Here is a 13,961-nt window from a genome sequence, read left to right as displayed (position 1 = left end):
TTCATCCTCCCAGGTTTTTCGTCATCTTGCGGAAACAACTGGCGACATTTGATTAGAAAAAATCACCCTTGGAGCTCTTGTATTTCTTTCAGCCAGAATGATAATCACTATCGTTGTGTTTTACTTTTCTTTACATTGGCGCTGCCGTCATTTCTGACGTGCGGGCGCTTCGCAGCAGCTGCCTTTTTAGGGGTTATTACTTATGTTTGTTCCCTTCCTTATCATGTTCCGTGAGGGGCTGGAGGCGGCGTTGATCGTCAGCCTGATTGCCAGCTACCTGAAACGCACGCAGCGGGGTCAATGGTTAGGCGTGGTATGGATAGGGGTGATTGTTGCCGCCGCTCTGTGCCTGGCGCTCGGCATCTTCATCAATGAAACCACCGGCGAATTCCCGCAAAAGCAGCAAGAACTGTTCGAGGGCATTGTCGCGGTGGTAGCGGTATTGATCCTGACCTATATGGTGTTCTGGATGCGTAAGGTCTCCAAATCGGTCAAGGTGCATCTGGAAGGCGCCATCGACAATGCGCTCAACTCCGGCAAAGGTCAGGGCTGGGCGCTGGTAGCGATGGTATTTTTTGCCGTGGCGCGCGAAGGGCTGGAGTCGGTGTTCTTCCTGCTGGCGGCTTTCCAGCAAGACGTGGGGATTGAAGCCCCGATAGGTGCGGTGCTTGGTCTGGTGGCCGCCATTGTACTGGGCATGATGATTTACTGGGGCGGCGTGAAGCTGCACCTGGCCAAATTCTTCAAATGGACCAGCCTGTTTATCCTGTTCGTTGCCGCCGGCCTGGCCGCCGGGGCGATCCGCGCCTTCCACGAAGCCGGGTTGTGGAACCACTTCCAGGACATCGCGTTTGATCTGAGTAACCATCTGTCGACCCACTCCCTGTTTGGCACCCTGCTCGAAGGCATCTTCGGCTACCAGGAAACGCCAACGGTAAGCGAAGTGGCGGTCTACTTCTTGTATTTGATCCCAGCACTGATTTTCTTTTTCCTGCCGCAGCGTGTGGAACCGGTCGCGGTTTCGACGCAACGTAAAATCAATCATTAATTTAATAGGGAATCTTGTATGTCTACTCCGTTATTCCGCCGCAAGGCTTTGCACGCAGCATTACTGGCTATCCCGGCGTTCGCGCTGAGCATTGATGCCCTGGCGGCGGACGTGCCGCAGGTAAAGATTACCGTTAACGACAAACAGTGTGAGCCGATGCAACTGACGGTGCCGGCCGGTAAAACCCAGTTTGTGGTGCACAACACCAGCCAGAAAAACGTGGAGTGGGAAATTCTGAAAGGGGTGATGGTGGTGGAAGAGCGTGAAAACATCGCGCCGGGCTTCACCCAGAAGATGACCGCCAATCTGGAAGCGGGCGAATACGACATGACCTGTGGGCTGCTCAGCAATCCGAAAGGCAAGCTGACCGTGACCGCGGCGGTCGGTGCTGCCACCGACGGTAAACCGAACGCCATGGATTTGGTTGGGCCGATTGCTGAATACAAAGTCTACGTCACCAAAGAAGTGGAAGGGCTGGTCAAACAGACCAAGCTGTTCACCGATGCCGTGAAGGCCGGCAACGTGGCAGAAGCGCGTAAACTCTATGCGCCGACCCGTCAGCATTACGAGCGAATTGAGCCGATCGCCGAGCTGTTCTCCGATTTGGACGGCAGTATCGACGCCCGCGAAGATGACTACGAGAAAAAAGCGGAAGATCCGAAGTTCACCGGTTTCCACCGGCTGGAGAAAGCGCTGTTTGCCGACAACACCACCAAAGACATGAACCAATACGCCGATCAGCTGTACAAGGACACCCTTGAGCTGCAAAAACGCGTGACCGACCTGACCTTCCCGCCAAATAAGGTAGTGGGCGGCGCTGCGGGCCTGATCGAAGAAGTGGCGGCGAGCAAAATCAGCGGTGAAGAAGACCGTTACAGCCGCACCGACCTGTGGGACTTCCAGGCCAACGTAGACGGCGCGCAAAAAATCGTTAACCTGCTGCGCCCGCTGTTGGTCAAGGCCAACAAGCCGTTGCTGGACAAGATCGACGCCAACTTTAAAACCGTCGATACCATTCTGGCGAAATACAAAACCAAAGATGGCTATGAGTCTTACGAGAAGCTGACCGATGCCGATCGCAACGCCATGAAAGGGCCAATCACCACTCTGGCGGAAGATTTGTCACAGCTGCGTGGCGTTCTGGGTCTGGACTGAGGCAAAGCATCATGAGTAACAAGATCGGCCCGGAAAACGGGCCGCATCCACAAACGCAGGGTGCGGCGTCACCGTCGCGCCGTCGTTTATTGCAGGGATTGGGGCTGGGCGTACTGGCGCTGGGCGGCAGTCGTCTGACCCAGGCGGCAGATAAAACGGTGGAACCGCTGGCGGTCGCCAAGGATGAACGCTGGCAGAAGCAACCGTTCTACGGCGCGCACCAGGCCGGGATCCTCACGCCGCAGCAAGCGGCGATGATGCTGGTGGCCTTTGACGTGCTGGCCAGCAACAAGCAGGATTTGGAGCGGCTGTTTCGGCTGTTGACCAACCGCATTGCGTTTTTGACCACCGGCGGCAAAGCGCCGGAAGTGGATCCCAAGCTGCCACCGCTTGATTCGGGCATCATGGGGCCGGAGATCTACCCGGACAACCTGACCATCACCGTGTCGGTTGGAACCTCGCTGTTTGACGAGCGTTTTGGTCTGCAGGCCCAAAAGCCGCTGCGGCTGCAAAAAATGACGCGTTTTCCCAACGACTCGCTGGACGCCAGCCTGTGCCACGGCGATTTGGTGTTGCAGATTTGCGCCAATACCAATGAAACCGTGATCCACGCGCTGCGTGACATCATCAAGCATTCGCCGGATCTGCTCAGCGTGCGCTGGAAGCGAGAAGGGTTTATTTCCGCCCACGCCGCACATAGCAAGGGCAAAGAAACGCCAATCAACCTGCTGGGCTTTAAAGACGGCACCGCCAACCCGAAAACCGACGATAAACCGCTGATGGATCAGGTGGTGTGGGTGGCCGATAATGCCGGGGAACCGGCATGGGCGGTGGGCGGCAGCTATCAGGCCGCGCGTATTATCCGCTTCCACGTGGAGTTCTGGGATCGCACTCCGTTGCAGGAGCAGCAAACCATCTTCGGCCGTGAAAAGCACAGCGGTGCGCCGCTGGGCATGAAGCATGAACACGACGAGCCGGACTATGAGAAGGATCCCGAAGGAAAGATGATCCCGATGGATGCGCATATCCGCCTGGCAAACCCGCGCACCCCGCAAACTCAGAGTAATTTGTTGCTGCGCCGGGGTTACAGCTATTCGATCGGCGTGTCCAACTCCGGCCAGTTGGAAATGGGGCTGCTGTTCGTCTGCTACCAGGCCGATTTGGAGAAAGGTTTCCTGACGGTGCAAAAACGTCTGAACGGCGAGGCGCTGGAAGAGTACGTCAAACCTATCGGCGGCGGTTATTTCTTTGCGCTGCCAGGGGTCAAAGACAGCAACGACTATCTGGGCAGCGGCTTGCTGAGAGCCTGAGCCTCACTTCACCAGGCGGGGTTTCCCCGCCTTATTTTTGAATCAACAGCCGTTAATTAAAATCAACCCTGGGCTTGCGAAATCGAGAGCTCCGTCTTTAATTAGGCTAACTATTTTCATTTTTTGTTAAAAGCATTAACATATCGGCCATAACGTTCCAAATGGTTCATATTTTCCGATCCCTTTAACGGCATTCTCCTGATGAAAAGCACTCATAAAAACCGGTTGGCGGTTTCAGCTCTGGTTATCCCTGCCTTACTGCCTGTCTGCGCCCTGGCGCAGGACAAGGATAGCGAACAGACCATGGTGGTCACGGCCAAACGCAGCGGCCTATCCGAACTGTCCACCCCGGCTGCCGTCAGCGTGGTGAATGGCGATCAAATCCGTGAGGCCAGGCCGCAGATCAACCTGTCGGAAAGTCTGGGCAGCGTGCCCGGCCTGCAAATTCAGAACCGCCAGAACTACGCGCAGGATCTGCAGCTTTCGGTGCGGGGCTTTGGTGCGCGTTCAATGTATGGCGTGCGCGGCGTACGTATTTATGTCGATGGTATTCCTGCCACCATGCCGGATGGTCAGGGCCAGACGTCGAACATTGACCTTAACTCGGTTGAAAAGGTGGAGGTGCTGCGCGGGCCGTTTTCCGCCCTCTACGGCAATGCCTCCGGCGGCATGGTGAATGTGGAAACCGAAACCGGCCAGCAACCTGCGCGCCTTGAAGCCAGTTCGTACTTTGGCAGTTACGGCACCTGGCGTTATGGCGTCAAGGCGACCGGGGCAACCGGCGACGGCACCCACGCCGGTGACGTTAACTACACTATTTCCGGTACCCGGTTCACGACACAGGGCTTTCGCGATCACAGCGGCGCGCAGAAAAACCTCGGCAATGCCAAGCTGGGCGTACGCATTGACGATGTCAGCACCCTGACGCTGTTGTTCAACAGCGTCGATATTCACGCCAATGACCCAGGTGGCCTGACGAACGCAGAATGGCACGATAATCCGCGCCAGGCGCCGCGTGCCGACCAGTACAACACCCGAAAAAGCACTTCGCAGACCCAGGCCGGGTTGCACTATGAGCGCCAGATGGGGGCCGATGACGACCTGAGCATCATGATGTACGCCGGTGAGCGCGAAACCACCCAGTACCAGTCGATCCCGGTTGCGGTGCAGCAGCGGAGCGCCCAGCATCCTGGCGGGGTGATTGACCTGACGCGCCATTATCAGGGGATTGATACCCGCTGGACGCACCGCGGTGAGCTGGGCGTACCCTATACCCTGACCGGCGGGTTGGACTATGAAACCATGACCGAGCAGCGTAAAGGCTATGAAAACTTTACCCAGGTTAACGGCGTAACCGAGTTGGGCACCCAGGGGGCGCTGCGCCGCAATGAGCGCAACCTGATGTGGAACCTGGATCCCTATCTGCAAAGTTCGTGGCAGTTGACGCAAAAACTGACGCTGGATGCCGGCATGCGTTACAGCACGGTCAATTTCGACTCCAACGACCACTACGTGACCGGCAGCAACGGTGATGACAGCGGTAACGCCAGCTACCATAAATGGTTGCCGGCAGGCTCGCTGAACTATGCGGTGATGAGTGGCTGGAACCTGTATCTGTCCGCCGGTCGCGGGTTTGAAACCCCGACCATTAACGAACTGTCGTACCGTTCCGGCGATCAGGCTGGGCTTAACTTCGGTTTACAGCCTTCGACCAGTGACACTGTTGAGTTGGGCAGTAAAACCCGCATTGGCAACGGCCTGCTGACCGCCGCAGTATTCCAGACCGACACGCGTAACGAAATTGTGGTGGATGAAAGCAGCAACGGCCGCACCAGCTACAAAAACGCCGGGCAGACCCGCCGACGCGGGCTGGAATTGGCGCTGGATCAGCAATTCGCCTACGATTGGCGAGTGCAGTTGGCCTGGACACTGTTAGACGCGCGTTACCGCGATGATGTGTGCGGCGACAGCCAGTGTTCAGAAGCCAATAAGGTGCCAAGCGGCAACCGTATGCCGGGTATTGCGCGTAATATGGGCTATGCCTCATTGGCCTGGTCCCCACCTGAAGGGTGGTATGCCGGTGCGGAGGTACGTTACATGAGCGATATCGAAGTTAATGATGCCAACACTGAACAGGCTCCGGCCTATACCACCGTGGGTTTAAATACAGGCTATCGTTATCCAATGGGGAACTGGATGCTGAATGTTTTCGGTCGGGTGGATAACCTGTTTGACCGCCAATACGTAGGGTCGGTGATCGTCAATGAAGGCAATGGCCGTTACTACGAACCGGCTCCGGGAAGAAACTGGGGCGGCGGGGTAAGCGTTTCTTATACCTTCGAATAACGCTAAACAGCGTTACCGTCGCAATCAAAGAACGGCAGGGCGGGAGCTTTCCCGCCTTTTTTATTTATAAATTTGGGGCGATGTGCAGGTTTTTGTTTGTGCAAAATTTAATCAGGAAACCGAAATGTCATCCGCGTATTTTAATCATAACAGCATGATATGTAACGTGATAAAAATTTTATTGAATGACGTAATCGGCGTGATATAGTGTTCTTGCGGCGCCTAAAAACAAAAAAGATTAAATTTTTTTACATTTTAGCAACGTGCGCGGTTTGAATGTCATTATACTGTAATCATCTGGCGGTAGTTTTCACAAGGTGCACAGCTCGAAGCTGTAAATAACACTGCGGGGATCGCTAATGGTAAAGTCCTTGGTTGGGCTAGAAAGAAAAAATAACAGTTCTTCCCTGATGACTCGTTGTAACGAGGGCACTCTCTCCGACTCTCTTTTTCTGACCAGACCGCACTCCCGTTATCACAAATTCCTGTCACTTTTCTCTCTCGATTTAATTATGCAATCGCGTTGTCCCGTGAAAGATCGGCGTGCCGAAATGCCCGTCGGATATTCACTTTTTCTATTGGCTATCGTCGGCTCAAAAGGGAGCCAAACCCGCATCTGTATGTGAAACATAATCGCACGGCCAGGCCGTTGCGGTAGGTGAAACAAACTGTAAGGTGCCACTATGAGACAAAAAGCAGTGATCAAAGCACGTCGTGAAGCGAAACGCGTTATTCGCCGTGACGCTCGTAGTCATCGCCAGCTGGAAGAAGAATCCGTAACCTCGCTGGTACAAATGGGTGGTGTTGAGTCTATCGGCATGGCACGTGACAAGCGCGATAGCTCCCCCATTCTGGCTCGAACCGAAGCTCAGGGTCATTACTTAATAGCCATAGACAAGAAGCAGTTGATATTTGCCACCGGTGAAGCCGGCTGCGGCAAAACATTTATCAGCGCTGCGAAAGCGGCAGAAGCCCTTATACATAAAGAAGTGGATCGGATTATCGTTACTCGTCCGGTTCTGCAGGCGGATGAAGACCTCGGTTTCTTGCCGGGGGATATCTCTGAGAAATTCGCCCCTTATTTCCGTCCGGTGTATGACATTCTGGTGCGCCGTTTAGGATCGTCCTTTATGCAATACTGCCTGCGCCCGGAAATCGGCAAGGTGGAGATCGCGCCTTTCGCTTATATGCGCGGGCGTACTTTCGAAAATGCGGTGGTTATTCTGGATGAAGCCCAGAACGTTACCGCCAGCCAAATGAAGATGTTCCTGACCCGTCTGGGTGAGAACGTCACGGTCATCGTCAATGGTGACATCACCCAGTGCGACTTGCCGCGCGGCGTGAAGTCCGGCCTCAGCGATGCGATGGAGCGCTTCGAAGAGGATGAAATGATCGGCATCATCCGCTTTGATAAACAAGACTGCGTCCGCTCTGCCCTGTGCCAGCGTACGCTCAACGCCTACAGTTAACACCTGCCCGTTCACAAAAGGCCGCCTCGGCGGCCTTTTTCTTGCCTTGAATATCAGCGCAGCCGCAACATTAAAACCAAGGGTATTGGCTCATGACGCCGGCGTAAAACAGCATTCGGCCACCAATACAGGCTGAGAGCAGCGTCAGCATCAGTGCGCCCGCGACGCCAACGTTCAGAACCGGCCGTTGATACAGATAGGCCGCCAATCCGCTGCCGGTAATCAGTGCGCCAAAAATAAGCCACCCCATCAGACCCGAGCCAAAAACGGTGACGGCGCTGGCGAGCATTTTCCCTTGCTGGTTGAACCCGGCGCTGTAGCCCAGGATCACAACTAACACCAATACCACGCCGCATAAAATGCCTGTCGGCAACGCGACGGGGAGCCACCTTTCGCGATCATTTTGAGCCGCATTGAACACGCTGAGCCGCAGCCCAAGGGTGGTAAACCCCAGCAACAGGGCCGTGGCGATAAAACCGAGGTGGGTGAGCGGCGAATGCCAAAGAGGGTGACTCGCCATCTGGTAATAAACCTGTGCGGAAACCAGGATTGCAGCCACACCCGCGCCCGATGCCAGCAGGCTAACCTGGCGAATCAGCCTGGGGTTTGAGTTAAAGCGAAACATCATGGCGGCCCAGATGACGACCACCGCGTTCAGCAAGGCGAAAGCGATGACTTCCCGGCTGAGCCAGGAATGGCCGATCCCCAGAATCGCTCGATAGGCGCCGGTGGGTGAACCCAGATGCAACAGCGACAGCACGGAGCCGAGGATATTGATCGCCACAATCCCTAACGCCAGCTGTCGCAGGACATTTAAGCGTCTCTTGTCGCTTAGCCAGCTAGGCTGCGCCAGAATCAATACCGTGATGGCTACGATAGTGCCGACCGCCCACTGACAAAATACGGTAAAAAAGACCAAGGGAAGTTCATATTCAGACATGGGTTATTCCTTATCACCGGCGGGAATAATGACGATATTGGGCTGACTGATTCGATGATCCGGCAGTGAGTAGCGGGTCTCGATACGCGTCAGGTCAGCGGAATGGCGAGCGCGCAGTTCGTCAATATCGCCAAACTGCAGCACACCGGCCGGGCAGGACGCGACGCAGCGGGGCAGCAGCCCTTCATCCAGGCGTTCAGCGCACAAATTGCACTTACTGGTTTTTCCTTCGACGGGATCAAATACCGGCGCATTATAAGGGCAAGCCATAATGCACATCCGGCAACCAATACATTTGTCATGATCCTGCACGACAATGCCGTCAGGTCGCTTGCTGTAGGTATCCGCCGGACAGACTTTCATGCACTGCGGATCGTCGCAGTGGTTGCACGACATCGAGATAAACGCCATCGCGTTAGGGGCGTCAAAGTGGAATTCTCTGACCCGCCGCCACAGCACGCCAGCCGGGGTGGCATTTTCAGATTTGCAGGCCATCGAGCAGGTTTTGCAGCCATAACAGCCGCGCATATCGACTAAAAATCCATATTGTCTGACCATGATTATGCCTCCGCCCGGACGTCGACCAGGGTGCTGTTACAGCAATGACCGTTGCCCAGCACTTCCGCATGGTCGTTGGTGACGTGGCTGCTGCTGCCGCCTTGCTGTTCCCACCAGCCGTTATCCAGGCATACCACGCCGCGTTTGATTTGACGCGTTACCACCGCCAATGCCCGGTGTTCTCCACGGTGATTAAAAGCAATCGCCCATTCACCGTTCCTGATATGGCGGCTGGCGGCATCATCCGGATGGATCATGATATTGGGCTGATTGCGCTGCACCTCGAGGATCCATTCATTCATGCCGTGGCTGGAGTGGATGCTGCGCGCCAGCTTGCGCTGAACGGCCATTAATGGATATGTTTTCGCCAACTCCGGCGAACCTTTCGGTGACTCTTTCACCTGCATATAGGTCACAATCGGCGGGAAATCCTTCTTCTGCCACTCTTCGATAAAGAAGTGGGCCTTTTTGGTCGGAGTGCGAAAAATACCGTCTTTGAACGGGATCCACGGCGTGGGGGCTGGTTTAATCGGTCCTTTACGTAGCTGTTCGATAGTGAGGCCGGTTCCGGCCAAACAGTTTTCTATATAGTGTTCGATCGGCTGGTTAAACACCTCGCCGAAGCCGAAGCGTTCCGCCAACCGGGCAAAAATCCAGTAATCCGGTTTGGCCTCCGCCACCGGTTCTACCGCCTTTTCCATCAGTTGGACATAGTGGCTGCGAACGCCGGCCATCAGGCTGAGATCTTCAAAGATGGTGGTGACCGGCAACACCAGATCGGCATATAGCGTGGTGGAACTCATCAGGTTATCGGCCACGACGACAAACGGCACCTTCTTCAGGGCTTTCTTCACCATATTGGTGTTGGGCAACTGGGTCAGCGCGCCCATGGTCATGATCCACCAAAAGTTAATTGGGTGAGGGCGATCGTTGACAATCCACTCGCCGGTTTTGGCGACCGGTATCGGCGGAATTTTGTGTACGTTGGGTGCCGGAGGCAGCGGCGGACTGAACTTCATCATTTGTTTGGCGCCGCCCGCGTCGCAGACTCCGCCACCGGCTTTGCCCATATTGCCGGTCAGCAGCGCCAGATAAAACTGGCTGGCCGCCACGTAGGTGCCGAATTCGGTGCGCTGAGCGCCGGACATGTTCTGTACGATCATCGAAGGTGTATTGCTGGCATATTCACGCGCCAAACGGAGCAGGGTGGCCGCCGGGATGTCGGTTTCCGCCGCCACTTTCTCGACGGTCCAGGGAGCCGACTCCTGACGGATCAGTTCAAATACCGTGGTATAAGCCGCATCGGCAGGCAATTCGGCCTGGGTGAGCGCCGGGACGATGGTGGGTGTGTCATGGCGCACCAGACGGCGGCTCAGGGTGTCGTACACCAGATAGCTTTCTTTGTCCTGCGGATCTTCTCTGAGCTGTTTTTGCTGGGGGTTCACCAGATAAACGGCCCCCGGTGTGTCGCCGCAGGAAGTCAGCGTCGTAGCGCTGTTCATCGATGATGATTTTGATCATCCCCAGTGCCAACGCGGTGTCGGTGCCGGGAACGATAGGGATCCACTCATCGGCTTTGGCGGCGGTTTCGTTAAAGCGGGGATCGATCACCACCAGCCGCGCGCCTCTTTCCTGCGCCTTAATATATTCTTTGAAATAGGCCTGCATGGTCACGGCCGGATTATTGCCCCAGCACAGAATGTAGCGGCTGTCGGCAATGGTGTCGCGCATATCCGCGTAGCGCAGGCCAAGCATCGGGATCATGGCGGCGGTCACCGCAGAACAGCATAAGGAACCGGAGCGTTTTGTCGCCCCGCCGAGGTAATCAAAGAAGGCTTTCCCCATGTCGTTTTTAATGGAATCCATATTCCCGGCATGGCTTGAAATTAACAGGCCTTTATTACCGTGATTGGCAAGAGTATTACGAATATTAAGTTCAACCAGATCGAGCGCCTCATCCCAGGATATGGGTTTGAATTTCCCTTCACCTTTTTCCCCCACCCGAAGCAAAGGCGTTTTAACCCGCTGTTGGTGATAGACCCATTTGGTCCGGCTGATGCCGCGCAGGCAGCATTTGACGTTAAAATCTTTGCTGGCCTCTATTTTTTTGAGCTCCCCCTGATAGACATAAGCCGTTAAATTACAATGTAAACACTCCATCGCGCAGGTTGAACGAAACGTCTGGTAGTCACTGAGTTTGAGACGCACTCGGGGCAGGGGTTTGCCCTTGTCCATTGCCATGGAAAATACGCAGGGCGATATGCTGGCCAGCCCAATCACGCCAAGCCCTTTTAACAAGGTTCGGCGATTCATTCTGATGTCAGATATATTTTTCATGATGTATTCCGTACGTATTATTTGTTTTTATTATTGTTTAATGGCTTGCCTTGGGATTAATCAGGCCCCCTGAGTTAATCATGGTTGAATTGCTGCACACTGATCAAAATCAAATTAGTCATGTATTATTCTGGAGTGAATAACGGATATCGTTAATAACCCAAGCCTGAAATACCCGCTTATTTTTATATCAAAGGCTATTTTATCTAACCCGGAGGGCGGGCAGTCATCGGTTTGGGCGCCAACCAGCAAATCGACAGAGGGCAAGCGGTTCCCGCCCATAACGCCGGCTCGTTTAGCCTTTGTGTAAACTATTGTGGTTTTTTGTATAGATTTTTGTTGGTTTAGCGTTAATGCTTAGGGGGTTCCAGACGGGCGCAACAACTTATTGGCCTAAAGGAAATATCTGGGGTGCACGCCGGATGGGCGTGCAAGGTATTGGGATCTTCAATGCGGTTCAATCATGAAATATATTATTTTACTTCTATTTATTTTATGCGTTGTGTATGTCCATTACCGTGGGCGGGTGCGTTACACCTTCTGGCGGCAGCTCTCCGATCATTCCACATTTACTGCTCCGCTGAACGTTTTCATGTACCTGTTTTCACGCGTACCGACCACGCCCTATCTGCAGCCGGAACAATTCCCGGAATTGCAGGCGCTGCGGGATAACTGGCAAAGCATCCGCGATGAAGGTCGGCAGCTGATGGCTATCCAGCAGATTAAAGCCTCGGACCAATATAATGATGCCGGTTTCAATTCATTCTTCAAAACCGGCTGGAAGCGCTTCTATTTGAAATGGTATGAAGACAACCACCCGTCGGCAATGAGCCTGTGCCCGCAGACTACCGCATTGTTGCGCAGCCTGCCTTCGGTCAAGGCGGCGATGTTTGCCGAACTGCCGGATGGCAGCCGCCTGCCACGTCACCGCGATCCCTACGCTGGCTCACTGCGTTACCATTTGGGGTTGATCACACCGAATGACGACCGTTGCTTTATCGAGGTGGATGGCGAACGCTACAGCTGGCGCGACGGTGAGGCGGTGATGTTCGACGAAACCTACCTGCATTACGCCGAAAACCAGAGTGGGCAGAACCGGTTGATTCTGTTTTGCGATATAGAGCGACCGATGCGTTTCCGCTGGGCACAGGGCATTAACCACTGGCTGGGGCGCAACCTGATGAGCGCGGCTACCGCACCCAATGAAGAGGGCGATCGTACCGGTGGCGTCAACAAGTTGTTCAAGTATATCTATGCGGTACGCAAGGTAGGGAAACGGCTGAAGGCGTGGAACCGAACCGGGTACTACATCATTAAATGGATTTTGTTTGGCGGTATCGCGGCGGGTATTTTTTTCGCGATTTAAAGAGGGAGGGCGCTACGAAAGCGCCCTCCGGCAATCAGGCAAAAATAGTCATCATATAGGCGGCAAACAGTGCCAGGTGCGCGGTGCCGTTCAGCACGTTGGTTCTGCCGGTCGAGAATGACAGCTGGCACAGCAGCAACACGGTCAGCATCACGACGATATGCGGCGTCTGCAGGCCGAAGATCAGCGTTTGCCCGGTCAGGGTGGCGATGATGGTTACCGCCGGTACCGTCAGGGAGATGGTCGCCAGTACCGAGCCGAAGAACAGGTTCATCGCACGTTGAACCTGATTGTTCAACACCGCACGCAGTGCCCCCAGGCCTTCTGGCGACAGGATCAACAGCGCAACCAGGAAGCCGGTAAACTGCGCAGGGGCATTCACCTTGGTCAGCAAACCTTCCAACGGGTTGGCGTTGAACTTGGTCACGGCGATCACCGCAATCAAATGCACTACCAGCCAGCCTGCATGCCAGGCACTGCTGTGCGAAGAAGGTTTGCCGTGGTGCGGGTCACCGTCGTCATCTTCGTGCTCGTAGACAAACAGGCTCTGGTGGGTTTTGGTCTGGATCACCAGGAACACGCCGTACATGGCGGCGGAAATCACCGCGACCAGCAGCGCCTGCCCGGTGCTGAAGTTGCCGCCCGGCAGCGCACTTGGGAACACCAGTACGATCACCGCCAGCGGGAAAATCGCCATCAGATACTGTTTGATACCGCCCAGATTGACGTATTGGGTGGCGAATTTGCGACCGCCCAGCAATAAAGCGAAGCCCACCAGACCGGCGCTGACAATCATAATGATGGAGTAAAGCGTATCGCGCATCAGTGCCGGTGCGGCGTCGCCGGTGGCCATCAGCGCAGAAATCAGGCTCACTTCCAGAATAACCACCGACAGGCTCAGGATCAGCGAGCCATAGGGTTCACCCAGACGGTGAGCCAGCACGTCGGCGTGGCGCACAACGCTGAACGCGCTGCTGAGAATACCGACCAGGGCAATGATGTTAATGCCGACGATCAGCGGGAAATTGCTGGTACTGCCCCACAGGTTCAACACCACCAAGGCGGCGATGGGGAAAAGCAGCGAGTACTCAGTGTGGCGGGATTTGGATCGGCCAGGATCGTTTTGCGACTTCATTTCGATGGTACTCCTTCTCAAACAGCGTGGTCCCGTCATCGCTGACTGCCGTTAAGGGCAATTATGCGCATCCAGAATGTATTTATATTTAATAATAATAGGATACACCCGCAGGCTTGTGCCGGGGAATGATGTGATGTTGTTTTACTTGTAAAAGCAAAAGCTTGCTTTCTGTGACTAGGTTAACAAAAAAACCGCATTGGATGCGGTTTTATTTACTTACTTTTACGTAGTGAGATGAGTTTTCTTCATTAACGGCACATAAATTGCAGTTTGTGGCTGCGCTGCTTGATTAAT

At 54.6% G+C, this 13,961-nt stretch carries 9 protein-coding genes and 1 pseudogene; 6 read left to right on the top strand and 4 right to left on the bottom strand.

The window, feature by feature from the left end:
* The first annotated feature begins 202 nt into the window (after positions 1-202).
* The 5 genes from efeU to phoH all read left to right on the top strand — a co-directional run bounded on the left by efeU (position 203) and on the right by phoH (position 7,328).
* On the top strand, positions 203-1,048 hold the full coding sequence (efeU, locus tag NR114_RS10785) for an iron uptake transporter permease EfeU (protein WP_020827481.1): 846 nt from the start codon (positions 203-205) through the stop codon (positions 1,046-1,048).
* A gap of 18 nt (positions 1,049-1,066) precedes the next feature.
* Positions 1,067-2,203 (top strand): iron uptake system protein EfeO, encoded by a 1,137-nt coding sequence (gene efeO, locus NR114_RS10780; RefSeq protein ID WP_256813561.1) that lies wholly within the window; start codon positions 1,067-1,069, stop codon positions 2,201-2,203.
* An 11-nt stretch (positions 2,204-2,214) separates the two neighbouring features.
* Positions 2,215-3,513, top strand: coding sequence for an iron uptake transporter deferrochelatase/peroxidase subunit (gene efeB, locus NR114_RS10775; protein WP_256813562.1), 1,299 nt, complete (start codon positions 2,215-2,217; stop codon positions 3,511-3,513).
* A gap of 201 nt (positions 3,514-3,714) precedes the next feature.
* Positions 3,715-5,859 (top strand): TonB-dependent receptor PqqU, encoded by a 2,145-nt coding sequence (pqqU, locus tag NR114_RS10770; RefSeq protein WP_142815049.1) that lies wholly within the window; start codon positions 3,715-3,717, stop codon positions 5,857-5,859.
* 683 nt (positions 5,860-6,542) lie between these two features.
* A complete protein-coding gene (gene phoH, locus NR114_RS10765; protein ID WP_020827477.1) occupies positions 6,543-7,328 on the top strand; it encodes a phosphate starvation-inducible protein PhoH in 786 nt (261 codons plus the stop codon).
* 70 nt (positions 7,329-7,398) lie between these two features.
* Here the strand turns inward: phoH and NR114_RS10760 are convergent, their stop codons facing one another.
* From NR114_RS10760 to NR114_RS10750, 3 genes and pseudogenes are all read right to left on the bottom strand, one after another.
* Positions 7,399-8,268, bottom strand: a complete 870-nt coding sequence (locus NR114_RS10760; protein WP_256813563.1) for a DmsC/YnfH family molybdoenzyme membrane anchor subunit — start codon at positions 8,266-8,268, stop codon at positions 7,399-7,401.
* Between the two features lie 3 nt (positions 8,269-8,271).
* Positions 8,272-8,826, bottom strand: coding sequence for a 4Fe-4S dicluster domain-containing protein (locus NR114_RS10755; RefSeq protein WP_185959390.1), 555 nt, complete (start codon positions 8,824-8,826; stop codon positions 8,272-8,274).
* Between the two features lie 2 nt (positions 8,827-8,828).
* A pseudogene (locus NR114_RS10750) lies at positions 8,829-11,163 on the bottom strand (molybdopterin-dependent oxidoreductase).
* 463 nt (positions 11,164-11,626) lie between these two features.
* Between NR114_RS10750 and lpxO the strand changes: the two are divergent.
* The gene (gene lpxO / locus NR114_RS10745; RefSeq protein WP_020827473.1) at positions 11,627-12,529 is read left to right on the top strand and encodes a lipid A hydroxylase LpxO; all 903 of its coding nucleotides are present in this window, start codon (positions 11,627-11,629) and stop codon (positions 12,527-12,529) included.
* A gap of 34 nt (positions 12,530-12,563) precedes the next feature.
* Here the strand turns inward: lpxO and chaA are convergent, their stop codons facing one another.
* Complete coding sequence (gene chaA / locus NR114_RS10740; RefSeq protein ID WP_020827472.1) at positions 12,564-13,664, bottom strand: sodium-potassium/proton antiporter ChaA; 1,101 nt, start codon at positions 13,662-13,664, stop codon at positions 12,564-12,566.
* Positions 13,665-13,961: the final 297 nt, after the last annotated feature.

This window comes from Serratia sp. Ser99 (assembly GCF_024519545.1).
In the GTDB taxonomy this organism is placed as follows: Bacteria; Pseudomonadota; Gammaproteobacteria; order Enterobacterales; family Enterobacteriaceae; genus Serratia; species Serratia liquefaciens.
Note: the sequence above shows the minus strand (reverse complement) of the source record. Positions and strands in the feature narration are given on the sequence as shown.

Coding starts and splice junctions, on each gene's coding strand:
- efeU (WP_020827481.1), top strand. CDS start 203: ATGTTTGTTCCCTTCCTTATCATGTTCCGTGAGGGGCTGGAGGCGGCG.
- efeO (WP_256813561.1), top strand. CDS start 1,067: ATGTCTACTCCGTTATTCCGCCGCAAGGCTTTGCACGCAGCATTACTG.
- efeB (WP_256813562.1), top strand. CDS start 2,215: ATGAGTAACAAGATCGGCCCGGAAAACGGGCCGCATCCACAAACGCAG.
- pqqU (WP_142815049.1), top strand. CDS start 3,715: ATGAAAAGCACTCATAAAAACCGGTTGGCGGTTTCAGCTCTGGTTATC.
- phoH (WP_020827477.1), top strand. CDS start 6,543: ATGAGACAAAAAGCAGTGATCAAAGCACGTCGTGAAGCGAAACGCGTT.
- NR114_RS10760 (WP_256813563.1), bottom strand. CDS start 8,268: ATGTCTGAATATGAACTTCCCTTGGTCTTTTTTACCGTATTTTGTCAG.
- NR114_RS10755 (WP_185959390.1), bottom strand. CDS start 8,826: ATGGTCAGACAATATGGATTTTTAGTCGATATGCGCGGCTGTTATGGC.
- lpxO (WP_020827473.1), top strand. CDS start 11,627: ATGAAATATATTATTTTACTTCTATTTATTTTATGCGTTGTGTATGTC.
- chaA (WP_020827472.1), bottom strand. CDS start 13,664: ATGAAGTCGCAAAACGATCCTGGCCGATCCAAATCCCGCCACACTGAG.